Raw genomic sequence first — 25153 nt, forward strand, 5'->3', positions numbered from 1 at the left:
ATGGAGCAATAAAAACAGTTGATATTTCCGGCAACTGATTCGGAGGCCGATGGAGGCCTGTTCACGGACAGTCGCGCTCGTCGACGGCCCGGCGTTCGCGCCCCGGTCTGACCGCGTTCGTCTCGCCGCCGGGCACCGTAACGGTCATCACCCGCCCGCCGTAGCCGTGGGTCTGGTCGTGGCCCCGAACCACCACACACGAGACGCTGCCGGGGACCGATATCGTCTCAGAGCGGGTGAACGGCTCGGTGCTGTGAGCGTGCAGGAGGTCGCGCCGCCCCAGCTGCTCGCCGTCAAGTGTCTCGACCTGCCACCAGTTCGCGTAGCCGTCTTCGCCGTCATCGTCCTCAGAAATCGGAGATTTCTAATGGGCTGCACAAGAGCTTCGCTCTTGTGAACGTCGTGGTAGAGGGTCACGTCGAACCGGTACTCTCCGTCGCCCTGGTCCTCCATAGCCACCTCGGTGACGTTGGCCTCCCGGAGGTCGAGGTCCCGTGTGACCGTCCCCGAAGCGCCGGTTTCGGTCCCCTGCTCGTCGCTGGAACTCGAACAGCCAGCCAGCGACGAGAGCAGGACCGCACCGCCGCCGAGCACCGACCGCCGTGTCGGCGTGATCATACGCTTCGTTCACAACCCGGCAACAAAAATCACCGGCGGGTGTGTACCGTCGCTGTCCTGCGGTCCGGATAAAAAAGGCCGTCACCTGCAAGCACCAGCGTCTAGTAGAATGACTGATACAACCTGACTGTGTATCAACATATTGACTTGCTGTCACTGGTGGGTGACGGCGTATGACCGATACAGACGACCCCAATATCGTCCTGTTCGTGATGGACACGATGCGGGCCGCCGAGACGGTGCCCGCCGACCCCGACCTGACTCCGAACCTCGCCGCACTCGCCGAGTCCGGCGCCGAGTACACGAGCGCATTCGCCACGGCGCCCTGGACCCTCCCGTCCCACGTCTCGATGTTTACCGGGACCTACCCGTCGAAACACGGTGCCCACGCCGACCACACCTACTTCGACGGCTCGCTCCCGACCATCGTGGACGCCTTCGCCGACGCCGGCTACGAGACGGCCGGCGTCTCGAACAACGTCTGGATAACCGACGAGTTCGGTCTCACCGATGGGTTCGACGTGTTTCGCGACGACTCCGAGCGGACCGACGCCTGGAGCGGCACCGGCTCGCTGGGCCACCGGGCGACCAACGCCGTCCGCCGGAGTCGCCTCGGGGGACCGACCTTCGAGCGGCTCCGACGGCTGGTGACCGTCGGCGGCGAGACCGACGACGGCGCGGCCGCGACGGTCGACTGGGTGGCCGACTGGCTGGACGGACGCGATTCCGACGACCCGTTCTTCCTGTTTGCTAACTGCATCGAGCCGCATCTGGAGTATCGCCCGCCCGCGTCCTATGCCCGCGAGTTCCTCCCGGAGGGGTGGAGCTACGACCGCGCGATGGCGCTGCGACAGGACCCCCGCGAGTACGACGTGGGTCTCTTCGACTACACCGACGAGGAGTGGGAGGTCATTCGGGCGCTCTACCGGGCCGAGATATCCTATCTCGACACCCAGGTCGGGCGTCTGCGGGCCGTCCTGGAGGCCGCCGGTGAGTGGGACGACACCGTCTTCGTCGCCGTAAGCGACCACGGCGAGAACGTCGGCGAACACGGCTTTCTGGGTCACCAGTACAGCCTCTACGATACGGTGTTACAGGTCCCGCTCGTCGTCCACGGCGGCGACTTCTCGGCCAGGCACGTCCGCACCGACCGGCTGGTCCAGCTCGCCGACCTGGCCCCGACGCTGCTTTCCGCGGCGGGTATCGACGCCCCCGACCTGCGGTCGGCGTCACAGGCGCTGTCCTTCCACCCGACCGACGGTGTCGAGCCCCGCTCGCAGGTCATCGCCGAGTACATGCGCCCACAGCCGGCCATCGATGTCCTGGAGGAGAAATTCGACAACGTCCCCCAGCAGCTCTATGACTACCAGCGCACGCTGCGGGCCGTACGGACGGACGCCTACAAGTTCGTCCGTGCCGCTGACGGGGCCGAATGGCTCTACGACGTCCGCGGTGACCCGGGGGAGCGAAACGACATCTCGGCGGCGAACCCGCGTCGGACGGCCGAGCTGGCCGCCACACTCGACGAGTGGCTGGGGAGTTTCGACGAGGCCGAGGCCGACGGCAGCGTCGACGTCTCGGACGCGACCGAAGACCGCCTCGCCGACCTGGGTTATCTCTGATGGCCGAGACGACCCGACCGAACGTCCTGCTGGTCTTGACCGACCAGGAGCGCCACGACCTCGTCGACCCCGGGGGCGTCCCCGTCGAGACCGAGGCCATCGACGGGCTGGCCGCCGATGGCGTCCGCTTCAGCCACGCCTTTACCCCCATCAGCATCTGCAGCAGCGCCCGGGCCTCGTTACTGACGGGGCTGTACCCCCACAACCACGGGATACTCAACAACGTCCACGAACCGGACGCCGTCCGGACGGACCTCGCCGAGACTATCCCGACGTTCGGGACGGCACTCCGTGAGGCGGGCTACCGGAACGCCTACGTCGGGAAGTGGCACGTCGGCCGGACGGAGACGCCCGAAGACTTCGGCTTCGACTACGTTGGCGGGAGCGACGACCACCACGACGAACACCTGGAGTCGGGGTTCGAGAGCTACCAGCGCGACTACGGCGTCGACCCCGAGGCGGTCGAGCCACGGGACCCGGTGTACGCGACCTTCGACGACTCGCGTGACCTGCTGGGCGGGACACTCCCGATTCCGGCCGAAGCGACCCGCTCGGCGTTCAATGCCGAACTGACGCTCTCGCGGCTGGAACAGCTCGCAGACGCCCAGGAGCCGTTCTTCCACCGCGTGGACTTCCAGGGCCCACACCACCCGTATCTCGTCCCGGAGGCCTCCGCCTCGCTGTACGACCCCGACGAGCTCGCTCCCTGGCCGTCGGACGCCGAGACGTTCGACGGCAAACCCCAGGTCCAGGCGAACTACCGCGACTATCGCGGCGTCGAGGAGCTCGACCGAAAGGAGTGGGACCGCCTTCGGGCGCTGTACATGGGCTTCATGCACCACATCGACGACCAGATAGGCCGTATTCTGGCGAAACTCGACGAGCTTGGCGTCGCCGAGAACACGCTCGTCGTCCACGCTTCCGACCACGGCGACTTCACCGGCGGCCACCGGCAGTGGAACAAGGGGCCCATGATGTACGACGACACCTATCGTATCCCACTGGTCGTCCGGGGGCCCGGCGTGGCCGGTGAGGGGCGTGTCTGTGACGACCTCGTCTCGCTGATGGACCTCATGCCGACGTTTCTCGAGGCGGCCGACGCGCCGGTGCCCGCGGACCTCGACGCGGAGAGTCTCTGGCCGCTGCTGGGTGACGAGGACAGTGCGAGCGGCCGTGACGCGGTCTTCGGCGAGTACCACGGCGACGAGATGGGGCTGTACTCCCAGCGGATGGTCCGGACGAAACAGTACAAGTACGTGTTCAACGCGCCCGATATCGACGAGCTGTACGACCTCGACGCCGACCCCAACGAGCTACAGAATCTCGTCGACCACTCCGACTATCGCGACGTTCGCTCGCGGCTGCGCGAGCGGCTGGCCGAATGGATGCACGAGACAGATGACCCCATCGCACAGTTCACGACGCGACATCTGCACGGGACGTGAACTCGGCGACGGGACAACAACCGATTTGCGGGCGCCTTACTCGTACAGCGGGTACTCGTCGGTGAGTTCGTCGACGCGTTCGCCGACTTCGGCGACCACGCTCTCGTCGTGGGGCGCCTCGACGACCTCGTAGATGAGGTCGGCGACCTCGCGGCAGTCGTCCTCGTCGAAGCCACGCGTCGTCAGGCCGGGGGTGCCCGCGCGGATGCCCGAGGGGTTGAACGCCGAACGCGTCTCGCCGGGGACGGTGTTGGCGTTGAGGACGATGCCAGCCTCCTCCAGTGCCGCTTCGACATCCTTGCCCGTGGTGTCCGGGTGGGACGGACGCAGGTCGATGAGGACGAGGTGGTTGTCGGTGCCATCGGAAACGAGGTCGAGGCCGTGTTCCTTGAGTCGGTCGCCGAGGGCGACGGCGTTGTCGACGGTCTGCTGGGCGTACTCCTCGAAGGCCGGTTCGAGGGCCTCCTTGAAGCCGACGGCCTTGCCGGCGACGTTGTGCATCAGGGGGCCGCCCTGGGAGCCGGGGAAGACGGCGGCGTCGATGTCGTCGGCGTACTCCTCGTCACACATGATGATGCCGCCGCGGCCGGCCCGGATGGTCTTGTGCGTCGAGCCGGTGACGAAGTCGGCGACACCGACGGGCGACTCGTGGACGCCCGCGGCGACGAGTCCGGTGATGTGCGCGATGTCGGCCAGATGGTAGGCGCCGACTGCGTCGGCGGCCTCCTGGATGCGACCGAAGTCGACCTCGCGCGGGTACGCGGAGTAGCCCGAGACGATGATGTCCGGCTCGAACTCCTCGGCGTGCTCGTGGAGGCCCTCGTAGTCGATGTAGCCCGACTCCTCGTCGACCTCGTACTGCTCGACCTCGTACACCTGACCGGCGAAGTTCGCCGGGTGGCCGTGTGAGAGGTGGCCGCCGTGTGTCAGATCCAGTGAGAGAATCTTGTCGCCGGGTTCGAGGACGCCGAGATAGACGCCCATGTTGGCCTGCGAACCGGAGTGGGGCTGTACGTTGACGTGGTCGGCGCCCCAAAGCTCCTTGGCGCGGTCGATCGCCAGCTGTTCGACGTCGTCGGCAAACTCACAGCCGCCGTAGTAGCGCTCGCCGGGGTAGCCCTCGGCGTACTTGTTGGTGAGCTCAGAGCTCTGGGCTTCCATGACCGCCTCGGACACGTGGTTCTCGCTGGCAATCATAGCCAGCGTGTCGTTCTGGCGTGCCCGCTCGCCTTCGAGTGCGTCTGCGACAGCAGGGTCCGCTTCGCGGACGGTGTCGTAGCTCATGTGAGTGGGTCGGGACCGGCCCGTCAATAATCTACCCTTTGCCCGTGACCGTGTGAGCAGCTGGCAGATTTTCATCCGGACACGGACCCGGATTATGTCAGTAGGAAATGCGTACCTGGTTATCAGTACGTATATAATGAATAAGCCTACAGTACATAGTACATGGTCTCTTGGGGGGTGGCAGGTACGGCCGCGGAGCAGGGGACTGCGGCCAAGACTGCACGACAGGACCGCTCAGGAGTATCGACAGTCCTCGCGCAACTGAACGAGCGACGGGAGTGTCCACCTGAGACGATTCCGCGTGCGACGACCGACTGCGTACGCGGGCGGACCGCCCGCCTCCGCGTCCCCGGCACGGAACCCACGGTTGCTGCGCTTGACTGTGACGCCCAGTATACACTGACTAGCCCCTCTGAACTGCCGGAGGGTGCGTATCTTCTCTCGGTCACTGTCCAGACCGCAGACGGTACTCGCGACGGGAGCCCCCTGACGACACAGCAGGGGCGTATCCACGTCCGCTTCGACGGCCCCGCATCACTGCGGCCCACGGCGGGCGACACGATCGTGTCACTGTGGGACTCACAGCAGGTGTCTGTCGGCGTCGGCGAGTCGACGTCTATCGGCCCGGCCCACATCGAGGTGCCGGAAACGCCCCAGGGGCTGGCGACGGGTATCTCACACATGAGTGCGGCCCACCACACGCTGAGCCCGTCACGCTCCCATCCCGGCCAGCGTGGCCACCCGCCGCTGTTGACGACAGGGGAAGACACGGCTATCCCGACCGAGCTGGCGAACACGAAGCCCGAGACGGGTATCGAACTGCGGGCGCCGGCCTGTGTCGAGTCGCTGTTCGTGCTGGCGCCGCTTGCGTACTACCTGGGGGCCGACGTGACAGTCGGCGACCGGAAACGGGTCGTTCTCACCGCTGCGGACGCCGACGTCTACCACGAGTTCGGTCCGTTCCCGGACTTCCAGGACGAGGTGGCGTCGATGGTCCAGCGGCTGTTCTATCTGGACTGTCTTGTCCGACGGATGAATCCCGAATCCGACCCCGAACTGCTGGAGCGGTGTTCGCTGGACCCGGAGACAGTGCGGTCGTTGTCACCGGCGGGGCGCCTGGAGCGGTATCTGTCGACGCCGACCGACGCCGTCGACGCCGCGGTGCCGGAGTGGCACCTCTCGACGCACACGCAACCGTCGCTCGAACGCGCTCGCTGTCTCCCTTTCTTGCTCGATAAGCTCTCGCTCATCTACCTCTCGAACGGCTCGGAACTGGAACGGTGTGACCTCCTGGAGAAGACACTCTCGGACTCGTACACCCGGGGAGAGGCCGAAAAAACGGCGATGGTGGAACCGACCGGCGGCGTCGGACGCGTCCACGGCTGGCTGGCGCCCGGGACGCCCATAGACGCGTTCAAGACGACCCCCTCGGCCTACGAGAACCGCTACCGCTATCGGAAGAAAGAGACCGACCGGCTCCAGCTGTCCGTAGTGTTGAACGACATGGAGATGTCGGACGAACGCCACGCCGTCTCGGAGATATACCGGGCGGCCGACCTCCCGATGGACGTCACCGTCTCCAACCGGCTGACGACGGGCGAGCTCGCTGACGTGTTCGAGTCGGAGAACGATTTCGTCCACTTCATCGGCCACTGTGAGGATGACGGCCTGTGCTGCCCGGACGGGACCCTCTCGATGTCGTCTCTGTCGGAGTCACGCACGCGAACGTTCTTTCTGAACGCCTGTGGCTCCTACCAGCAGGGACTGGCCCTCATAGAGCAGGGTTCCGTGGCCGGGGCCGTCACGTTCGCAGACGTCCTCGACAGTCACGCAGCGATGGTCGGGACCGCCTTCGCCAGGCTGCTCTCGAACGGCTTCAGCATCCAGCGAGCGCTGCAACTGGCCCGGCGTCGCATCATGATGAGCAAAGACTACGCCGTCGTCGGCGACGGTACGTACGCGCTGCTGCCGGGGCCGACAGACCCCGTCGTGGTGATGGTGCGTGAGGCCGATAGCGGCTACGACCTCACCTGTGAGGTGATGACGCCACAGGGGGCTGGCGAGAGCTACGACCTCCCAGTCGACGGCGAACGGGCCCTCAACGGGACCGCGACCGAGCACACCGTCTCGGCGGCGACGCTCGTCGAGACGCTCGAATCGAACTCCCTGCCAGTCATCTTCGAGGGCGACTTCCACTGGTCTGAGGACCTCGCTGCGAGATTGGATCCGGATTTCTAACGATTTAGATACTAGTTACAGACCGACCAAAGGGCAGTCATTCGTCGTGAATCAGCACTGTTATTGTCAAGAGGACGTACATAATATTGGTAACTGATAGATATATTTGTACTGATTTGATAGTCGATATGAGAGTCGAAGCGACGAAATCAATGATAATCGGCCGATGAAATTAAATGTTTATCCCGTCAATAGACAGTATAGGTCAATGAGTACAACCCTACTGCAAGACGATATCGGCTCGATGCTGTCCTCGGTGTTCGAGGAGACTGACTCACCGATTTACGTGGTGAACCCGTCACAGGAGACTATCTCGGCGCTGATGACGACGCTCGACCGTCAGGAAGTCGGTGCTGAAGTGCGCGTCCTCGCCGACGAGCGGACACTGAAAGACGTGATGGACGACTTCCTCGTCGCGAGTACGGCGGCCGACCTCGTCGAGGACGGCACACTCTCGATGCGACTGCTCGAGACGGTCCCCAATCACTCCGTCGCCGTCACGGCCGACGGTGTCTACGCGCTCGTCACTATCGGCGACGTCGTCGGCGGGCTCGGGACCGACGACGACACCTTCGTCGACGACGCGGAGGCGTACTACGAGAACACCTGGGAGAACGCCGAGGCGTACTCGCTGCGCACCCCCGCCATCTCGCGTGTCCGGACGACACTGGAGTCCGAAATCGGGCCGGAGACCGCCGACGACTTCGACAGCGTGCTCGGCTCGCTGGCGACCGCCAGGGGCGACGGTGACGGTCTCGACGAAGTGACCATCAGCCTGCTGGTGGCGGCCCGGAACAACGAGCTGCTCTACGACATCAGCAAGTGGGGCGAGGACGTCGGGCTCGCGAGCAAGGCGACCTTCTCGCGCACCAAGACGAAGCTAGAGGACATGGGCCTCATCGACACGGAGAAGGTCCCCATCGACGTGGGCCGACCGCGCCTCCGTCTGATGCTGGGCGACGAGCGGCTCGAAGATGCCGACGGCGACGAGCTGGCGACGGTCGCCCAGAGCCTGCTGGCGGCCTAGGTTTTTCTCCCCTTGTCGTCTCAGTGGGGCTATGACAACTGTCGAAGTCGTCGGGAACGGCCCGGCGGTCGAGTCTCTCGTGGCGGCCCTTTCCGACAGCCACGCCAGCGTGCGTCGAGCCGACGACCCGCTCGTCAGACCGGCCGACCTCGCGGTCGTCGTCGACCAGGTGACATCGGACAAGTTCGGGACCGCAAGCGACCGCGCCGGGGAACTGGGGACGACGTGGGTCGCAGTCGAACTCGGCGGTGTCGGCGGGGTCCCGGTCGTGGACGCCGCCGTCGCCGGCTTCGGGCCCGAGACGGGCTGTTATCACTGTCTCACAGAACGTGTCCGGGCGAACGTGGACCAGGGACAGGCCCCGACCGAGGCCCCGGACAGCGGAACGCAGCGCTTCGCGGGTGCCGTCGCCGGTCGGCGCATCGAGCGGGCCCTTTCGGGGACGGGACCCCTCCCCGGCACCGTCGTGGAACTGCCCTTCACGGAGCGGCAGTTCCTGCCTGTTCCGGGCTGTGACTGTGGCGGCGCGCGGACCTGGACCCTTCAGGGAACCGACCCTGATTACGACCGGGACGCCCTCGCCCGGGCCGAGGGCGGACTGGACGACCGCGTCGGCATCGTCAGCGAGGTGGGCGAAGCCGAGTCGTTTCCGGCGCCGTACTACCTCGCGACGGTCGCGAACACGGAGCGATTCAGCGACGTGAGCGCGTCACAGCAGGCCGCCGGCGTCGCGAGCGACTGGGACACGGCCTTCATGAAGGCGCTGGGCGAGAGCTACGAGCGATACGCCGCGGGCGTCTACCACGCGGACGACCTGCCGATGGGGACGGCGACCGACGTCGCGGACGCGCTTGCGCCTGCCAGCTTCGTCCGGCCCGACGATGGCGGCGTCGACGAGGTGTTACAGTGGCTCCCCGCACACCACCTGGAAAGCGGGAACGAGGTCGACGTGCCCGCCGAGACGGTACTCTATCCGCCGCCCTCGCAGGCGGTCAGACCGCCAGTGACGACCGGGCTTGGACTCGGGAGCACGGAGACCGAGGCCCTGCTATCGGGGCTGTACGAGGTCGTCGAGCGCGACGCCGCCATGCTCGCGTGGTACTCGACGTACGACCCGCTGGAGATCGTCGTCGAGACCGAGGCCTACGACGTGCTTCGGCGCCGCGCTCGGTCCGAGGGACTGGACGCGACGGCAGTGTTGCTCACGCAGGACGTCGACGTGCCGGTCGTCGCCGTGGCGCTGCGGGGCGAGGACTGGCCCGAGTTCGCGCTGGGGTCGGCAGCCGGGCTGGACCCGGCCGACGCAGCCGTCGGGGCGCTCGAAGAGGCCCTGCAGAACTGGCTCGAGCTCCGTGGGATGGGCCGGGACGGCGCAGGCGAGGCGGCCGGCGCCATCGGTCACTACGCTGGCCGGCCCGACGACGCCGCGTCACTCCTCGAGGCCGAGACCGCGGTGCCTCTGGCGAGTATCGGCCCCGACACCGTCCCGGACGACGGGACGGCGGAGCTCTCGATGCTCGTCGAGCGCGTCACCGAGGCAGGGCTGGACCCCTACGCCACCCGGCTCACGACGCGGGACCTCGAACAGTTGGGCTTCGAAGCCGTGCGGGTCCTCGCACCGACGGCCCAGCCGCTCTTCTTCGAGGAGCCGTATTTCGGCGAGCGAGCCGAGCGAGTGCCCGACGAGCTCGGGTTCGAACCCCGGCTCGACCGGGCGCATCACCCGTTTCCGTAGCTGTCTCGACGGTCGAGACCGTCTAGATGGCGAAGGTGGCCCGGAGCATATCCCGGGTCCCGGGACCCAGTCCGACAGCGGTGACTGCCACGAGCAAGAGCAGCGCGTAGCGGGGGCTCTCCTCGAGGAACTCGTCGTTGAACAACCAGACCACGAGCGAAGCGACGGCCAGCTTCACGAAGAGGAAGGGCCAGGAGGTGCCGATGGCGGCGGTGAGCCCGGCCGGCTGGAGCGCCTCGGTCGTCGAGATGATGAAGGCGTTGGCGGGGTGTTTGGGGTAGTACGTGAGCGGCACGCTCAGAGCGTCCAGCCAGTCAGCCAGGATGACGTTGGCGACGCCGTCGATGGCGTGGCCCCAGATGACCAGTAGGCCGATGTAGCCCGTGCCGCTGTTGACTTCGGGCGCGTAGTTCTCGAACAGCCAGTAGAGACCATAGGAGAGCGCCGACGCGATGACCACCGTCGAGACGAGCACGGAGAGGTACAGCGTGGAGTACTCTGTCGTCAGCGCGCCCATCGTCAGGTAGGCGAGCGTGAGCGCGACTAGCGCGACGCCGACGCCGGCGGTCGCACGGTAGTAGCTGTCGACGACGCCGCGGCGGTCGAGCTCCAGGCAGGCGAGCAGGGAGACCAGCGTCATGAGGAAGACGGTCCCGTAGATGACGGGGCTGATGATGACGGAGCTCAGGGGGTACTGCACGAGCGGTTCGACACCGGCCTCGACCGCCCGGTCGGTGCCGTCTTCGACGACCCGGAGCGCGCCACCAAGCAGCATGAACGGGACAAAGGCGAAGTAGAGATTCGGGTCCCCGGCTATCTCCAGGCGCTCGAGCAGGAGATAGACGCCGACGAGCATGTACACCAGAATGAGCATATACCCGATCTCTGAGACGATGGTGTAGCCGGGCTCGGCGACGATAGCGCCGCTCTCGACCGCGGCCGAACAGCCCTGATACAGCGGTTCCGGGCCGCTGTCGGTCATCACCGCACAGCTCGCGGCCTTCGCGTCGGCGTACACCGGACCCCAGAAGTAGTGCCAGAGGAAGCGGTCCCAGACGCGTGTCGGCATCGCGACCGCCGCGCCGGCGGTGGCGACGACGATACCGACGAAGGAGGCGACCCAGAGCCGGGCCGGCCCGTACTCCTCGCTGAGTCGCTCGTAGGTGTTCATGGCCGTGTGACCGGCGGGCGTCGATTTCAGGCTTCCGGTCGCGTGTGCGCCGGACGTCGAACCGTCACAACCTACTCTAGCGCTTCGTTCGCGGCCGCGACGAGTTCGTCGTGGGCCTGACCGTTCGAGGCGACGAGGCCGACGCTGTCGTGGGTCCAGCGCTCCCCGTCCAGGTCCGTGACTCTCCCACCGGCCTGGCGAACCAGGTGGACGCCGGCGATGGTGTCCCAGGGGTTTGTCGACGTCGGGCAGACCGCCCCCTCTATGGCGCCGTCGGCGATAAACGCGAGCGTTGCCTGGAAGCTACCGATGCGTCGCATATCGCCAAAGCGGGAGACGACGGCGGTACAGAGCCGTCCGAACTCGGCGCGGTCGTCGAGCTCCCACCAGCCGACGGGGGTCACGACGAACGTCTCGGGGTCGGTGCGGTCGCTCACCGACAGCGTCGTCCCGTCACGCGTCGCGCTCTCCGGACCGCCGGCGTAGAGGTCCCCCATCGACGGCATGTACGTCGCCGCACCCACCGTCTCGCCGTCGGCCATCGCAGCGACACTGGTCGTCCAGGTGCGCAGGCCGCGAACGTAGTTCGTGGTCCCGTCGATGGGGTCGACGACCCATGCCGTCCCCGTCTCCGGCACGGACTCGACGGGGGTCGGCTCGGTCTCGACCGTCTCGGGCCCTGACCGCGAGACCAGTTCCTCCTCACAGAGGAAGCGGTCGTCCGGGAACTCTTCCCGAACGGTGGCGACCACCTGCGACTGGGCGTCCCGGTCGATTTCGGTCACAACGTCGTTTTTGCTCGATTTCGTCTCGACGGTGACCGCCTCACGGAACTGGTTCCGTGCCACGACACCCCCGGCCCTTGCGGCCCGCTCGGCGAGCGCAGTGCGGTGTAGCGCATCCGGCATAGATGCCCCTGGCAGCGGGCCGGCTTTAGCGGCTCGGTCTGAGGCAAGTCGGGAGATGGGACCACTGCCGGCGCTACGTTCGTGAAAGAGGAGTCTTCTCGGGAGATAACCCACACCAGTCCGGTAGAGCCGGTAGGATTACTCTGCGTCCTCGACGGCGTCGAGAATGGCGTTAGCGATATCGCGCGCCTCGGACGGCGTATACATGACCTGGTTACCCAGCGATTGCTCGATGCGGACGTACTCGTCGTCGGCTTCGATGGCGAAAAACGCCGTATTCTCCAGCGGGGGGACCCCGAGACCGGAAGTATCGGACTGTTCTGTGGCCATGATAGAGTGTTGCACACGGGCACGTATAAAGTTAGTTATTATTCATGGAGATTACCAGCCAGTACTGGATAGCTGCCGCCGTGACCAGTGGCTGCTCGGGTCCGCTCTCGGTCAGAATGTTGCGAGGGAAGACCGCTCCACGCGGGCTTCCGCATCGGCGGGAGTTGCACCCACAGCGATGCGAGGGAAGGGATTTGAACCCTTGGACCACCGGAAGACTCGCTTGCTCACGGTTGCACCGTTCGCCGCTTCGTCTTCCGAGCAGTCGCTCGCGGTTTCACCGCTCGCGACGACTCTACAGGAGCGGATCTTGAGTCCGCCGCCTCTATTCGGTGAGTCTCATCAGAAGTTGTTGCGAGGGAAGACCGCTCCACGCGGGCTTCCGCATCGGCGGGAGTTGCACCCACAGCGATGCGAGGGAAGGGATTTGAACCCTTGGACCTCTACAGGAGCGGATCTTGAGTCCGCCGCCGTTTCCAGGCTTGGCTACCCTCGCACGCGCTGTATGCAGTTCCCACAAGTGACGCGGGGGTATAAATGTCGTACGGAAACAGCGACGAGTCGCTCGCGGTCCTGCGTGGGACCGCTAGATTGACCCCTCGGGCGGCCGACACTCCGGCATGGACGAACACACGCGCGACGACAGCGTCGGCCCGCCGGCCGGGAACCCGACGGGGTGGCGAGCCGACGGGCAGTGGGAACACGCCACGCTGCGCCGGGCGGTCGTCCACGGCGTGGCGCTGTTCAACGACGGCGAGTTCCACGACTCACACGACTGTTTCGAGGACGAGTGGTACAACTACGGCCGGGGCAGCACCGAGAGCAAGTTCCTCCACGGGATGGTCCAGGTCGCCGCCGGCGCGTACAAACACTTCGACTTCGAGGATGACGACGGGATGCGCTCGCTGTTTCGGACGGCGCTGCAATACTTCCGGGGCGTACCAAACGACTATTACGGAGTAGATGTGCTCGGCGTGCGAACCACCATGTCGAATGCCCTGACGGACCCTTCAGTGCTGCATGGCTGGCAGATTCGCCTCGACGAGGGCTATCCGGTCGCGGACGAATCTAACTACGCGTACGCCGAGCAATTAGAGTGAGAGGCACTCGACGTCTCTCACTGGTAGCGTCGATCCCGCCCGGCCCTCACCACAGCAACCCGCACGAACGGTCTCAGGCGTCCGGCCCGTCGTACTGAGTGAGGACCGTCGAGTCGTCGCCGTCGGAGGAGTCCCAGACGACGCTGACCTCGCAGTCACTCGTCACGCTGAGGGAGACACTCGTTCCAGCACTGACGTCCTCGACGCCGGTCGCGTCGCTCCAACTCGTGTCGGGAACCGTCACGTCGGTCTCGACGCCGTCGAGTTCCACGATACCCGAGCCGCGGAGAAACAACAGCGCTGCGTCGGCGGTGTCGCCCGCCGTATGCGTGACTGTCAGGACGCCGTCGTCCGAGCCGCCGGTCGCAGACGTGTCGTACTCGAACTCGAAGGCTATCTGTGGGGGAGGGGAGCTACCCCCGGAGTCTGAGCTGGTCACGCCCTGGCTCCAGATGACCCAGCGGCTCTCGTACGCGCGCAGTTCGTAGGTTTCAGTCCGTTTGCTCCGGTCGGTCGCCGTCTCGTAGACGAGGTCGGCTTCGACGGTCGCTGACTCGCCGCCACGGTCGCTGACCGTCGTCGCACTGATAGTCACTTGCCCCTGGAAGGATACCCCGTCCTCGGTCGGCCGTGCGTCCGAATCCGGGTGAAAAACCGCCTGCATCCCGTCGATATCGGCCTCGTTGTACGCCTCCCAGAGCGTCTCGACCGGTGTTGTCAGGTCGCTGTCGGGATTTTCGTCTACTGCTTCCGTCTCAGTTCCAGACTCGGTCCCCGTGGACGCAGAGTCAGCGGGCGCTCCGTCCGATTCGTCGGTGAGACAGCCGGCGAGTGCCACGGACTCACACACACCCGAGAGCTGGAGGAAACGGCGTCGTTGCATCGTGTAGCTGATGAATAATGTCGCCTTACTAAAGGCGTACCTATCACCGCCCGGGACCACAGCGGAATCCACACGACTCTAATAGCCGGGTGGTCACGTACAGATAGATGCGAGTGGAGCAACTGGGCGAAGGGGAACCCGATATCGCCGTCGTCGGCGGCATTCACGGCGACGAGCCCTGTGGCCGTAACGGCATCGAGGCGGTGCTGTCGGACCCGCCCGCAGTGTCCCAGCCCGTGAAGTTCATCGTGGTCAACGAGCGAGCGCTGGCGGCGGGCGAGCGCTACCTCGAACTCGACCTGAATCGCGTGTTTCCGGGCGACCCCGGAAGCGACGTCTACGAGATGCGCCTGGCCGCCGAGCTAGCCGAGGAACTGCAGGGATGTACCGTCCTCTCCCTGCACTCCACGCAGTCCTACGACGGCATGTTCGCGCTGGTCGACGAAATAACTGACCTGGCCCGGGAGGTCTGCCCGAGGCTCTCGGTCGACGCGGTCGTCCGAACCAAGGGGAACAACGAGGGGCGGCTGTTCTCGGTCGCCCCGTCGGCCATCGAAATCGAGTGTGGCTACCAGGGGTCGCCCGAGGCCGCCGCGAACGCGGAGCAGGTCATCCGGGAGTTCCTGGCCGCGCTGGACGTTACGGACGAGCCGTCACCGGTCCGGAACGAGTCGCTCCCGGTGTTCCAGCTGGGCGGTCCAATCCCCAAGGACGCCGCCGCCGACGAGTACGAGGTGTTCGTCCAGAATTTCCAGGAGGTCGCCGCGGGCGACCCAATCGCCGCGGCGGACGGGGAGACGATCTACGCCGACGAGACGTTCCATCCCGTTCTGCTCTCTGCCGAGGGGTACAGGGACGTCTTCGGCTACATGGGGAGTCACGTCGGGACGCTGGACTAGCCGGGGTCAGCTATCCTTCAGGCGTCCTCGGGCGCCTCGAACTCGACCATCGTGAGGTCCCGGTCCAGCATGCAGTAGTCGTGTGGCGGGTCGCCCAGCACGTCGCTGATGCGGTACTCGGTGTCGAAATCAGCGCCCTTGGGCTCGCAGTAGGGGTGGCTCGGACACTCCGTGTGCGGACAGGGGCCGGCCAGTTCGGCCTTGCTGCCGGCGAAGGCGCCCTTGGTCGGGACGTTCACCCGGATAGCGGCGGGCTCGACCTCGACGGCGCGGACGCCCCTCTCATGGACTGCACAGTCGAGCGTCTGGCCGCTCTCGCGGACCTCGGTGATTCGATACCGGCGACCTGGCGTGAGATTCAGGCACTGGTCCCGATAGGGACACCCTGCACACCCCGACGCCTCGCCGTGGTAGACGAACTCCTCGTCGACCTCGGCGAGCCGGGTGCCGACGAGCGTGACTGTAGCCATGGCTGACTGTAGAAGGGGCGCGAACGTAAGTGTCAGGCTCGGCCTGTCAGTTCGTCCAGTTCGTCCAGATACGCCTCGCGGGGCACCTGGTACAGCGACCGGAAGTCGAACTCGCCGGCAGCGAAGTCGTTTGCGAGCGTTACCGCGGCTTCGACGGCCCGCTCGCGGTCAGCCACAACCTCGGCCTGGTGGTCCACCTCCGGTTCCAGGTAGAAGGTCACGTACCAGTCCTCACCGGAGCGGTCGGCGCCGGGGCGACGGGTCCGCTTGCCGTGGGTGAGATAGATGGTCGGCAGGCACGGGGCGGGGAAGGCCTCGCTGTCGAAGACGTCGGGACGGTACGCGAGGATGAGTTCCGTCTCGGTCTGGTTCCACACCGTCCAGTCCTCGGCCAGCGCCTCTGTGTCCATACTCGGGGGCTGTGGCTCGGCGGTCAATACGCTGTCGGCTGTCCCCGGCTCCGATTGCTTATAAACTACATACCAGAATACTGCTTTGGTATACCATACCGGCGCTCTGCCGTCTCTCGGTTAACCCGTAGATATCCGGGTAAGATTCCCGGTGTTTTATGTACTGTGGCAAAAGGCTCTTATTGTTGAAGCTCTCATGTGATAAATAGTATCGGAACCACAGTCGAAGGCTGTCGCCCGTTACCAGGAGGGTGGAGCGGTACCGTCCCACCCCGCCAGCATTCACATGGTATCGCTTGCCAAACGGCCCGAACGGACGGGTCATGCCGCGGCTCCCGCTGATTCCCGGTCGGAGCGGCGGCTGTTACAGTTGGACTGTCCCCGAGGCGTTTGCGTGGCGTCGATTGCGTCGCGTGAAGAACTAATCGAGATAGCATGAGTCAGAACAAAGAGACACTAGAAGCACTGAGCCAGGAGTACCAGGACACGATTCCAGCGGACCTCCGGACCACCCGGACGTTCGACTGGTACCTCGACCAGCTGTACGAGGACCCACGAATCGCCCGCAACGCCCATCAGCGCGTGGCGGATATGTTCGACTACTACGGCACCGAGTACGACGAGGACGCCGGCGTCGTCGAGTACAAGATAGCCAGCGAGGACCCCATCACCGACGGCGAGAACACCTTCTACGGCCGGGAGGTCCACGAGGCCATTCACGAGTTCGTCAATAAGGTCAAGTCCGGCGCCCGTGGTCTGGGCCCGGAGAAACGCATCAAGCTCTTGCTGGGTCCGGTCGGCTCCGGGAAGTCCGACTTCGACCGACAGGTCCGGCGCTACTACGAGGACTACACCCGCGGCGACGAGGGTCGGATGTACACGTTCCGCTGGACGAACCTCTGTGACGTCGTCCACGACCAGGACCCCGCCGACGATGTGGTCCGCTCGCCGATGAATCAGGACCCGCTCGTCTTGCTGCCACAGGACCAGCGCGAGAAGGTCATCGAGGACATCAACGAGGAGCTAGACGCTCCCTACACCATCCGCAACGAGCAGGACCTCGACCCGGCCTCGGAGTTCTACATGGACAGGCTACTGGCGTCCTACGACGACAACCTCCAGGAAGTGCTGGAGAACCACGTCGAGATAATACGGTTTGTCGCCGACGAGAACCAGCGCCAGGGTATCGAGACCTTCGAACCCAAGGACAAGAAAAACCAGGACGAGACCGAACTGACCGGCGACGTCAACTACTCGAAGATAGCCATCTACGGCGAGAGCGACCCCCGAGCGTTCGACTACTCGGGTGCGTTCTGTAACGCGAACCGCGGTATCTTCTCCGGCGAGGAGCTGCTCAAACTCCAGCGGGAGTTCCTCTATGACTTCCTGCACGCCAGTCAGGAACAGACCATCAAGCCGAAGAACAACCCCCGGATCGACATCGACCAGGTCATCGTCGGCCGGACGAACATGCCCGAGTACCGGGACAAGAAAGGCGACGAGAAGATGGAGGCTTTCAACGACCGGACCAAGCGCATCGACTTCCCCTATGTCCTCCAGTACGAGGAGGAAGCGAAGATATACCGGAAGATGCTCCGGAACGCCGACCTGCCGGACATCCAGGTCGAACCCCACACCCTGGAGATGGCCGGTCTCTTCGGCGTGCTGACCCGCATCGAGGAGCCCGACACCGAGTCGGTCGAGCTGGTCCAGAAGGCCAAGGCCTACAACGGCGAGATAGACGAAGCCGACGACATCGACGTCAAGAAGCTCCGCGAGGAGGCCGAACAGGCCGCCGATATCCGCGAGGGGATGGACGGCGTCTCGCCCCGCTTCATCGGCGACGAGATCGCCGAGGCCATCATGGACTCGATGCATCGCTCGCGGACCTTCCTCTCGCCGCTGACGACGTTCAACCACCTGGAGGGGAACCTGGAGAACCACGGCTCCATCGACGCCGAGTCGTTCGACCAGTACTACCGGTTCCTCGAACTGGTGCGCGAGGAGTACAAGGAGCGGGCCATCGAGGATGTGCGACACGCGCTGGCATACGACATGGACGAGATACAGCGCCAGGGCGAAAAGTACATGGACCACGTGATGGCCTACATCGACGACGACACCGTCGAGGACGAACTCACGGGCCGCGAACAGGAGCCCGACGAGCAGTTCCTGCGCTCTGTCGAGGAGAAGCTCAACCTCCCCGAGGACCGCAAGGACGACTTCCGCCAGGAAGTATCGAACTGGGTCTCCCGCCGTGCTCGCGAGGGTGACACTTTCAATCCACAGGACAACGACCGCCTGCGCCGCGCCCTGGAGCGTAAGCTCTGGGAGGACAAGAAACACAACATCAACTTCTCCGCGCTGGTCTCCAGCGGCGATATGGACGACGACGAGCGCAACCAGTGGATCGACGCCCTCATGGAACAGGGCTACTCCGAAGAGGGCGCGAAGGAAGTCCTCGAGTTCGCCGGCGCGGAGGTCGCCAAAAGCGAGATGGAGGAGTAGATGAGCGGCGAGGAGTACATCGACCGCGCCGACGAGGCCCTCGACGCGACCTACGAGGAGCCGATGGCGCTTTCCGAGTACGTCGACACGCTCCTGGAGTCGCCAGGAATCGCCTCGCACGCCTCGAAGTACCTGCTCGCGGCCATCGAGACGGCGGGGACCCGGACCGTCATCGAGGAGGGCGACGAGAAGGAGCGCTACCGCTTCTTCGACGACCCGCACAACGACGGCGAGCACGCCATCCTGGGCAACACCGAGGTGCTCAACGCCTTCGTCGATGACCTCCGCTCTATCGCGGCGGGTCGGGGCAAAGACGAGAAAATCGTCTGGCTCGAGGGGCCAACCGCGACGGGCAAATCCGAGCTCAAGCGCTGTCTCATCAACGGCCTGCGCGAGTACTCCCGGACGCCGGAGGGACGCCGGTACACGGTGGAGTGGAACGTCGCGGGCGCCGGCGGCAGCGACAGCGCCCTGACCTACGGCGACACGCCCATCCAGGACGAGGACGACTGGTACGAGAGCCCCGTCCAGGTCCACCCGCTGGCGGTCTTTCCGAAGGACGTCCGCGAGGACCTGCTGGCCGAAATAAACGACCGACTCGACGACCACATCGAGGTCCGCGTCGAGGGTGAACTGGACCCCTTCTCGCGGGAGGCGTACAACTTCCTGGAGGAGCAGTACCGACGGGCCGGCGAGGAGAACCTCTTCTCCGCCGTCACCGACCCCTCGCATCTGCGAGTCAAGAACTTCGTCGTCGACGTGGGTCGGGGAATCGGCATCCTCCACTCGGAGGACGAAGGGACGCCCAAAGAACGGCTCGTGGGGTCATGGATGCACGGAATGCTCCGCGAACTCGACTCGCGGGGCCGGAAGAACCCCCAGGCGTTCTCCTACGACGGCGTGCTCTCACAGGGCAACGGCCTGCTGACGGTCGTCGAGGACGCCGCCCAGCACGCCGACCTGCTCCAGAAGCTGCTGAACGTCCCCGACGAGAGCCGCGTCAAGCTGGACAAGGGCATCGGGATGGACGTCGACACGCAGCTTGTCATCATCTCCAACCCCGACCTGGAGGCCCAGCTCAATCAGCACGCCGACCGGGAGGGCCAGGACCCGCTGAAAGCCCTCAAGCGCCGGCTCGACAAACACGAGTTCACCTACCTGACGAACCTCTCGCTCGAGTCGCAGTTGCTACGACGGGAGCTCACGAACGAGACCAGCGTCTGGGACCCGGACTCCTGGGAGGAACTGGAGACGTGGATTCAGGAGCCGGTGCGCGTCGCTGTCAGGGACGACCTCGACACGCCGACGGAGAAGGACATCGCGCCCCACACTATCGAGGCAGCAGCGCTCTACGCGGTGGTCTCCCGGCTTGACAGCTCGACTGTCCCCGCTGGACTGGACCTCGTCGAGAAGGCGCTCCTCTTCGACCGCGGGTACCTGATGGAGGGCGACGAGCGCGTCGACATCGGCGACTACGACGTCGAGATAACGCCCACGGACGGCGACCACGGCATCCCCGTGACCTACGTCCGTGACGTCGTGGCCGACCTGCTCCACGAAGCGCAGGACCGCCACCACCCGGACCTGCCAGTTGAACACGTCATCATGCCGCGGGACGTGTTAAACGCCATCGCCGAGGGGCTACAGGACGCGCCGGTGTTCTCGCCCGGCGAGGCGACCGAGTACGAGGAGCGCGTGGTGCCAGTGAAAAACTACATCTTCGGCGAACAGGAGCAGGACGTGCTGGCCGCCCTGATGCGTGACAAGCGCGTCGACGAGTCGACGGTCGAGGAGTACATCGAGCAGGTGTACGCCTGGGCCTCCGACGAGCAGCTAGAGAACGAGCGTGGAGAGTACGTCGACCCGGACCCGCTGAAGATGAAGGTGTTCGAGATAGAACACCTGGGTCGCTTCGACGAGAAGAACTACGAGGGCAACGAGGCCGACCACGCGGTCACGAAGTTCCGCACCGACAAGATAATCACGGCGCTGAACCGCCACGCGTGGCAGCGCCGCGACGAGGAGTTCCGCGTCGGCGACGTCTCGCCCAAGGAGATTCCGGTCATCAAGACCGTCCTTGGCAGCCACGACTGGGACGACGTCAGGCGGACCTACGAGGACTTCGACCCACAGCAGTGGGACAACCCGCCGTCGGGCACCGAGACGGCCGCGCTCAAAGCAGAGACTATCCAGAACATGATGGAGATGCACGGCTACAGCGAGGCGGCCGCGGAACTGACAAGCCGCCACGTCATGAGCCAGGTGAGCTACAGATGGGACTGAAAGACGACCTCGAACGGTACCGCGAAGTGGGCGAAGAGCGCCGACAGGACCTGGCGGAGTTCATCCAGTACGGCGACCTCGGGCAGTCGCGTGGCGACGAGGTGAAGATACCCATCAAGATCGTCAACCTCCCAGAGTTCGCCTACGACCAGCGCGACAAGGGTGGTGTCGGCCAGGGGGAGGGCGCCGAGGAGGGCGACCCCGTCGGCCAGCCACAGCCCCAGCCCGGGGACGGCGAGGAGGGCGAGGACGGCGAGCCCGGCGAGGAGGGCGGCGAACACGAGTACTACGAGATGGACCCCGAGGAGTTCGCCCAGGAGCTCGACGAACAGCTCGGGCTGGACCTCGACCCCAAAGGGAAGAAGGTCATCGAGGAGAAGGAGGGCGACTTCACGGACATCACCCGTTCGGGGCCGTCCTCGACGCTGGACTTCGAGCGGCTGTTCAAGAAGGGGCTCAAGCGCAAGCTGGCGATGGACTTCGACGAGGAGTACATCCGCGAGGCGCTGAAAGTCGATGGATGGGGGCCGGCCACCGTCTTCGAGTGGGCCCGCGAACAGAACATCCCGGTCTCGAAGGCGTGGATAGAGGACGCCTACGACGACCTGCCGACCGACGAGAAATCGACGTGGCGTTCCATCGAGCAGATGGAGGCCGAGGTCGAAAAAGTCGACACCTCGACGCGCATCCGCCGGGAGGGGGTCGACCAGATTCCGTTCCGCCGTGAGGACGAGCGCTACCGCTACCCGGAGGTCGTCGAGGAGCGCGAGAAGAACGTCGTCGTCGTCAACATCCGCGACGTGTCCGGCTCGATGCGCCAGAAGAAGCGGGAGCTGGTCGAACGCACCTTCACGCCGCTTGACTGGTATCTCCAGGGCAAGTACGACAACGCCGAGTTCGTCTACATCGCCCACGACGCCGACGCCTGGGAGGTCGACCGCGAGGAGTTCTTCGGCATCCGGTCGGGCGGGGGCACCCGCATCTCCAGCGCCTACGAAGTGGCTGCGGAGGTCCTCGAAGAGGAGTACCCCTGGAGCGAGTGGAACCGCTACGTCTTCGCCGCCGGCGACAGCGAGAACTCCTCGAACGACACCGAGGAGCGGGTCATCCCGATGATGGAGGAGATACCGGCGAACCTCCACGCCTACGTGGAGACCCAGCCGTCGGGCAACGCAATCAACGCGACCCACGCCGAGGAGGTCGAGCGGAACTTCCGCGACTCGGACAACGTCGCGGTCGCCTACGTCACCTCGCCGGAGGACGTTGTCGACGCGATCTACGAGATCCTCAGCACGGAGGAGTCAGAATGAACGACGACAGATTCCGGAAACAGCGCATCGCCGACGAACTAGCGGAGCCGGTCAGCGAGGCGAGCAACCTCGCCGAGCGGCTGGGGCTGACCCCGTACCCGGTGAACTACTGGGTGGTCGACTACGACGAGATGAACGAGCTTATCGCCTACGGCGGGTTCCAGAAGCGCTACCCGCACTGGCGCTGGGGGATGCAGTACGACCGCCAGCAGAAACAGGGCCAGTTCCTCGGCGGGAAGGCCTTCGAGATCGTCAACAACGACGACCCCTCGCATGCCTTCCTGCAGGAGTCAAACACCCTGGCCGACCAGAAGGCGGTCATCACCCACGTCGAGGCCCACGCGGACTTCTTCGCGAACAACGAGTGGTTCGGCCTCTTCAGCGACGGGGCGCCGCCGCGGGCGGCGGGCAGCGAAGACGACGGCCGCGGGCCGGACGCCGCGGGCATGCTCGCTCGCCACGGTGACACCATCCGGGAGTATATGCAGGACCCCGACATCGACCGGAGCGAGGTCGAGCGCTTTATCGACCACGTCCTCTGTCTGGAGGACAACATCGACCAGCACCAGCCGTATCGTCCGGTCGAGACGGCCCGCGATAGGTTAGAGGAGATAGAGGGCGTCGACGTCACCGACCAGCTCGACGAGCTGGACCTCTCCGAGGAGGTCAAACGCCAGGTGTTCGACGACGAGTGGCTGGACGCCCAGTCAGACGAGGACAACGGCGCGACGTTCCCGTCCCAGCCGGAGAAGGACGTGCTCGGGTTCATCCGCAAACACGGGATGGCCTACGACGAGGACGCCGAGAAGGCGGTCGAGATGACCGATTGGCAGAACGACGTCCTCGAACTCATGCGTCGGGAGGCGTACTACTTCGCCCCCCAGAAGATGACGAAGGTGATGAACGAGGGGTGGGCCGCCTACTGGGAGTCGCTGATGATGACCGGCGAGCGCTTCGCCGGCGACGATGAGTTCATCCTCTACTCGGACCACATGGCCCAGGTGCTTGGCTCGCCGGGGCTGAACCCCTACAAGCTGGGCCTCGAGATATGGGAGTACGTCGAGAACACCGAGAACCGTCGGGAGGTCGTCGAGCGGCTGCTCCGGACCGAGGGCATCACCTGGCGGACGTTCCACGACGTCGTGGACTTCACCGAGGTCCAGGACCACCTCGAACCGCCGACGTGGTTGCAAAACGTCGCCGGCCACGTCGACGAACTCGACCCCGAGGACCCCAGAATCGACGCCGAGGGACTCGTTGCGGCCCGTGAGGGCGAGTTCGACGTGGCGAAGTACCCCTGGAAGGTGCTGACCTACGAGGGGCTGGCCCAACGGCACTACTCGCTGGTCAAGCCCCAGTATCGGGGCTTCGTCTCCCGTGTCGGCCAGGCCGAACTGGAGCGGGTCTCCAGGTACATGTTCGACGATTCCCGATACGACAGCGTCGCCGAGGCGCTCTCCGACGTGGAGTACACTCGCGGCTGGGACCGGATGCGCGAGATTCGCGAGAGCCACAACGACGTGACCTTCCTCGACGAGTTTCTCACCCAGGAGTTCGTCGACGACAACGACTACTTCACCTACGAGTACACCCACGCCTCCGGCGACTACCGGGTCACCTCGACGGACCACCAGGACGTAAAGAAGAAGCTGATGCTCTCGTTTACGAACTTCGGCAAGCCCACCGTCGTGGTCCAGGACGGCAACTACCGGAACCGCAACGAGCTGCTGCTCGCTCACCAGTACAACGGCATCATGCTCGACCGCAACCAGGCCACGGAGGTGCTCAAACGCGTCTTCGAACTGTGGGGCCGGCCGGTGAACCTCCTGACCATCGTCAAGGAGTTCGACGACCACGACATCGAGGTCGCCAAGCGCCGTGACCGCGAGCCCGAACCCGAAGAGGTCGGGAAACGGCTCCGGTACGACGGGGAGGAAGTGACGGTCGACGACGTCCAGTGGAGCGACGTAGAGCATCTCGCGGCGACTGATATCGACTACAACACGAAGCCCGACGAGTGGCTGGCCTGAACGTCGGGTAGTCCCCGGAAGCGCTCCTGTTGACAAGAAATCATGTGTCTCTGCCGGCTGGACGGCCGCTATCCGAACCAACGACAACGCGGTGTTCGCCCTCGTTCAGAAAGCCGGCTCGCCGGTCGAAACCGTCGATAGCTTCTTGTAGTCTTTCGACCAATAAATTTAATAACTAACTCGAAATGCCAACCCTCTATGGGGTCCTCAGCGTGGAGCCAGACGCGGACGAGCAGGCCATCGTCCGCGCGTACCGCAAACAGGTGAAACGCCACCATCCGGACGTCACCGACGAACCAGACGCTGGCACACAGTTCCAGCGCATCACTACGGCGAAAGAAGTGCTCACTGACGCGGACGAACGGGCACGCTACGACCGACTGGGTCATGAGACGTACGCGAGGCGATATCTGGACGACAGCTGGGTGGTCGAGGAGACAACAGCGCCGACGGTCGACAGCAGCACTGCCGCCAGTGAGACCATCAGCGAGGCCGCCCAGCGGATGGCAAACGAGACGGCACAGGCAGCGACAGCGTCCAGCACCCCACAGCAGGCCGACCGACAGGACGGCTACGCCACGGCGTCAGAGTTCTACCGACCGGGCCAGCGTGTCGGTGTCGAATCCAGGGGTGGACTCGGACGAACGCTCGCCGCCGTCCGCGACGTGCTCCCCTGGGTGCTGGCCCATCTGGTACTCTTGGGGGGCGCTATCACGCTGGTGGCAGTGTTGTTGACCGCTGGCGGCGGGGTCCCGTCGGTTGCGACGCTCTTCGTCGCCGGCGCGATGGTCGTAGCCACTGCCGGCGTGTCGGCGCTGCATCTCAGTGCGGCGCTGTTCCGGTAGCCCCAAAGGGAAACCCGTTTTTCCACCGGTCTCGAAG

General features: G+C 65.1%; 19 protein-coding genes, 1 tRNA gene and 1 pseudogene. 12 read left to right on the plus strand and 9 right to left on the minus strand.

Annotation, left to right across the window (positions count from 1 at the left end; translation table 11 throughout):
* Positions 1–61 precede the first annotated feature (61 nt).
* A pseudogene (locus tag P1K32_RS15560) lies at positions 62–618 on the minus strand (hypothetical protein).
* 173 nt (positions 619–791) lie between these two features.
* Between P1K32_RS15560 and P1K32_RS15565 the strand changes: the two are divergent.
* Together P1K32_RS15565 and P1K32_RS15570 are read left to right on the plus strand one after the other, a co-directional pair.
* Positions 792–2240, plus strand: coding sequence for a sulfatase (locus P1K32_RS15565; protein WP_276250606.1), 1449 nt, complete (start codon positions 792–794; stop codon positions 2238–2240).
* Complete coding sequence (locus P1K32_RS15570) at positions 2240–3685, plus strand: sulfatase family protein (RefSeq protein WP_276250607.1); 1446 nt, start codon at positions 2240–2242, stop codon at positions 3683–3685. The genes P1K32_RS15565 and P1K32_RS15570 overlap by 1 nt, the downstream gene beginning before the upstream one ends.
* 36 nt (positions 3686–3721) lie before the next feature.
* Here P1K32_RS15570 and glyA read toward each other — a convergent pair whose 3' ends face one another.
* Complete coding sequence (gene glyA, locus P1K32_RS15575; RefSeq protein ID WP_276250608.1) at positions 3722–4969, minus strand: serine hydroxymethyltransferase; 1248 nt, start codon at positions 4967–4969, stop codon at positions 3722–3724.
* 162 nt (positions 4970–5131) lie between these two features.
* Here glyA and P1K32_RS15580 point away from each other — a divergent pair, with 162 nt between their 5' ends.
* From P1K32_RS15580 to P1K32_RS15590, 3 genes are all read left to right on the plus strand, one after another.
* A complete protein-coding gene (locus P1K32_RS15580) occupies positions 5132–7207 on the plus strand; it encodes a hypothetical protein (protein WP_276250609.1) in 2076 nt (691 codons plus the stop codon).
* 208 nt (positions 7208–7415) lie between these two features.
* Positions 7416–8234, plus strand: coding sequence for a transcriptional regulator TbsP (gene tbsP / locus P1K32_RS15585; protein ID WP_276250610.1), 819 nt, complete (start codon positions 7416–7418; stop codon positions 8232–8234).
* Between the two features lie 31 nt (positions 8235–8265).
* Positions 8266–9969, plus strand: a complete 1704-nt coding sequence (locus tag P1K32_RS15590) for a YcaO-like family protein (protein ID WP_276250611.1) — start codon at positions 8266–8268, stop codon at positions 9967–9969.
* A gap of 22 nt (positions 9970–9991) precedes the next feature.
* Here the strand turns inward: P1K32_RS15590 and P1K32_RS15595 are convergent, their stop codons facing one another.
* The 4 genes from P1K32_RS15595 to P1K32_RS15610 all read right to left on the minus strand — a co-directional run bounded on the left by P1K32_RS15595 (position 9992) and on the right by P1K32_RS15610 (position 12874).
* A complete protein-coding gene (locus P1K32_RS15595) occupies positions 9992–11140 on the minus strand; it encodes a DUF63 family protein (RefSeq protein WP_276250612.1) in 1149 nt (382 codons plus the stop codon).
* 71 nt (positions 11141–11211) lie between these two features.
* Entirely contained in the window at positions 11212–12048 is an 837-nt protein-coding gene (locus P1K32_RS15600) for an inositol monophosphatase family protein (RefSeq protein ID WP_276250613.1), read from the minus strand.
* 138 nt (positions 12049–12186) lie between these two features.
* The gene (locus tag P1K32_RS15605; RefSeq protein ID WP_276250614.1) at positions 12187–12378 is read right to left on the minus strand and encodes a hypothetical protein; all 192 of its coding nucleotides are present in this window, start codon (positions 12376–12378) and stop codon (positions 12187–12189) included.
* A 412-nt stretch (positions 12379–12790) separates the two neighbouring features.
* Positions 12791–12874, minus strand: a tRNA-Leu gene (locus tag P1K32_RS15610).
* A gap of 124 nt (positions 12875–12998) precedes the next feature.
* Between P1K32_RS15610 and P1K32_RS15615 the strand changes: the two genes are divergently transcribed.
* Entirely contained in the window at positions 12999–13478 is a 480-nt protein-coding gene (locus P1K32_RS15615) for a DUF309 domain-containing protein (protein WP_276250615.1), read from the plus strand.
* 73 nt (positions 13479–13551) lie between these two features.
* Here the strand turns inward: P1K32_RS15615 and P1K32_RS15620 are convergent, their stop codons facing one another.
* Positions 13552–14361, minus strand: a complete 810-nt coding sequence (locus P1K32_RS15620; protein ID WP_276250616.1) for a hypothetical protein — start codon at positions 14359–14361, stop codon at positions 13552–13554.
* 107 nt (positions 14362–14468) lie between these two features.
* Between P1K32_RS15620 and P1K32_RS15625 the strand changes: the two genes are divergently transcribed.
* Positions 14469–15260: a M14 family metallopeptidase gene (locus P1K32_RS15625; protein WP_276250617.1), complete on the plus strand. Its 792-nt coding sequence runs from the start codon at positions 14469–14471 to the stop codon at positions 15258–15260.
* Positions 15261–15277: 17 nt separating this feature from the next.
* On the opposite strand, the gene P1K32_RS15630 is transcribed toward P1K32_RS15625, so the two are convergent.
* Together P1K32_RS15630 and P1K32_RS15635 are read right to left on the minus strand one after the other, a co-directional pair.
* On the minus strand, positions 15278–15730 hold the full coding sequence (locus tag P1K32_RS15630; RefSeq protein WP_276250618.1) for a UPF0179 family protein: 453 nt from the start codon (positions 15728–15730) through the stop codon (positions 15278–15280).
* Positions 15731–15762: 32 nt separating this feature from the next.
* Entirely contained in the window at positions 15763–16140 is a 378-nt protein-coding gene (locus P1K32_RS15635; protein ID WP_276250619.1) for a DUF5820 family protein, read from the minus strand.
* Positions 16141–16575: 435 nt separating this feature from the next.
* On the opposite strand from P1K32_RS15635, the gene P1K32_RS15640 reads away from it, so the two are divergent.
* The 5 genes from P1K32_RS15640 (at position 16576) to P1K32_RS15660 (ending at position 25116) form a co-directional block, all read left to right on the plus strand.
* Positions 16576–18648 (plus strand): PrkA family serine protein kinase, encoded by a 2073-nt coding sequence (locus P1K32_RS15640; RefSeq protein ID WP_276250620.1) that lies wholly within the window; start codon positions 16576–16578, stop codon positions 18646–18648.
* Positions 18649–20931 (plus strand): PrkA family serine protein kinase, encoded by a 2283-nt coding sequence (locus tag P1K32_RS15645; protein ID WP_276250621.1) that lies wholly within the window; start codon positions 18649–18651, stop codon positions 20929–20931.
* Positions 20922–22241 carry a YeaH/YhbH family protein gene (locus P1K32_RS15650; protein WP_276250622.1) on the plus strand — a complete coding sequence of 440 codons (1320 nt, stop codon included), beginning with the start codon at positions 20922–20924 and terminating at the stop codon, positions 22239–22241. The genes P1K32_RS15645 and P1K32_RS15650 overlap by 10 nt, the downstream gene beginning before the upstream one ends.
* Positions 22238–24271, plus strand: coding sequence for a SpoVR family protein (locus tag P1K32_RS15655; protein WP_276250623.1), 2034 nt, complete (start codon positions 22238–22240; stop codon positions 24269–24271). The genes P1K32_RS15650 and P1K32_RS15655 overlap by 4 nt, the downstream gene beginning before the upstream one ends.
* Positions 24272–24456: 185 nt before the next feature.
* Positions 24457–25116, plus strand: coding sequence for a J domain-containing protein (locus P1K32_RS15660; RefSeq protein ID WP_276250624.1), 660 nt, complete (start codon positions 24457–24459; stop codon positions 25114–25116).
* Positions 25117–25153: the final 37 nt, after the last annotated feature.

The organism is Haloarcula rara (genome assembly GCF_029338235.1).
Taxonomy (GTDB): Archaea; Halobacteriota; Halobacteria; order Halobacteriales; family Haloarculaceae; genus Haloarcula; species Haloarcula rara.

Coding starts and splice junctions, on each gene's coding strand:
- P1K32_RS15565 (WP_276250606.1), top strand. CDS start 792: ATGACCGATACAGACGACCCCAATATCGTCCTGTTCGTGATGGACACG.
- P1K32_RS15570 (WP_276250607.1), top strand. CDS start 2,240: ATGGCCGAGACGACCCGACCGAACGTCCTGCTGGTCTTGACCGACCAG.
- glyA (WP_276250608.1), bottom strand. CDS start 4,969: ATGAGCTACGACACCGTCCGCGAAGCGGACCCTGCTGTCGCAGACGCA.
- P1K32_RS15580 (WP_276250609.1), top strand. CDS start 5,132: ATGGTCTCTTGGGGGGTGGCAGGTACGGCCGCGGAGCAGGGGACTGCG.
- tbsP (WP_276250610.1), top strand. CDS start 7,416: ATGAGTACAACCCTACTGCAAGACGATATCGGCTCGATGCTGTCCTCG.
- P1K32_RS15590 (WP_276250611.1), top strand. CDS start 8,266: ATGACAACTGTCGAAGTCGTCGGGAACGGCCCGGCGGTCGAGTCTCTC.
- P1K32_RS15595 (WP_276250612.1), bottom strand. CDS start 11,140: ATGAACACCTACGAGCGACTCAGCGAGGAGTACGGGCCGGCCCGGCTC.
- P1K32_RS15600 (WP_276250613.1), bottom strand. CDS start 12,048: ATGCCGGATGCGCTACACCGCACTGCGCTCGCCGAGCGGGCCGCAAGG.
- P1K32_RS15605 (WP_276250614.1), bottom strand. CDS start 12,378: ATGGCCACAGAACAGTCCGATACTTCCGGTCTCGGGGTCCCCCCGCTG.
- P1K32_RS15615 (WP_276250615.1), top strand. CDS start 12,999: ATGGACGAACACACGCGCGACGACAGCGTCGGCCCGCCGGCCGGGAAC.
- P1K32_RS15620 (WP_276250616.1), bottom strand. CDS start 14,361: ATGCAACGACGCCGTTTCCTCCAGCTCTCGGGTGTGTGTGAGTCCGTG.
- P1K32_RS15625 (WP_276250617.1), top strand. CDS start 14,469: ATGCGAGTGGAGCAACTGGGCGAAGGGGAACCCGATATCGCCGTCGTC.
- P1K32_RS15630 (WP_276250618.1), bottom strand. CDS start 15,730: ATGGCTACAGTCACGCTCGTCGGCACCCGGCTCGCCGAGGTCGACGAG.
- P1K32_RS15635 (WP_276250619.1), bottom strand. CDS start 16,140: ATGGACACAGAGGCGCTGGCCGAGGACTGGACGGTGTGGAACCAGACC.
- P1K32_RS15640 (WP_276250620.1), top strand. CDS start 16,576: ATGAGTCAGAACAAAGAGACACTAGAAGCACTGAGCCAGGAGTACCAG.
- P1K32_RS15645 (WP_276250621.1), top strand. CDS start 18,649: ATGAGCGGCGAGGAGTACATCGACCGCGCCGACGAGGCCCTCGACGCG.
- P1K32_RS15650 (WP_276250622.1), top strand. CDS start 20,922: ATGGGACTGAAAGACGACCTCGAACGGTACCGCGAAGTGGGCGAAGAG.
- P1K32_RS15655 (WP_276250623.1), top strand. CDS start 22,238: ATGAACGACGACAGATTCCGGAAACAGCGCATCGCCGACGAACTAGCG.
- P1K32_RS15660 (WP_276250624.1), top strand. CDS start 24,457: ATGCCAACCCTCTATGGGGTCCTCAGCGTGGAGCCAGACGCGGACGAG.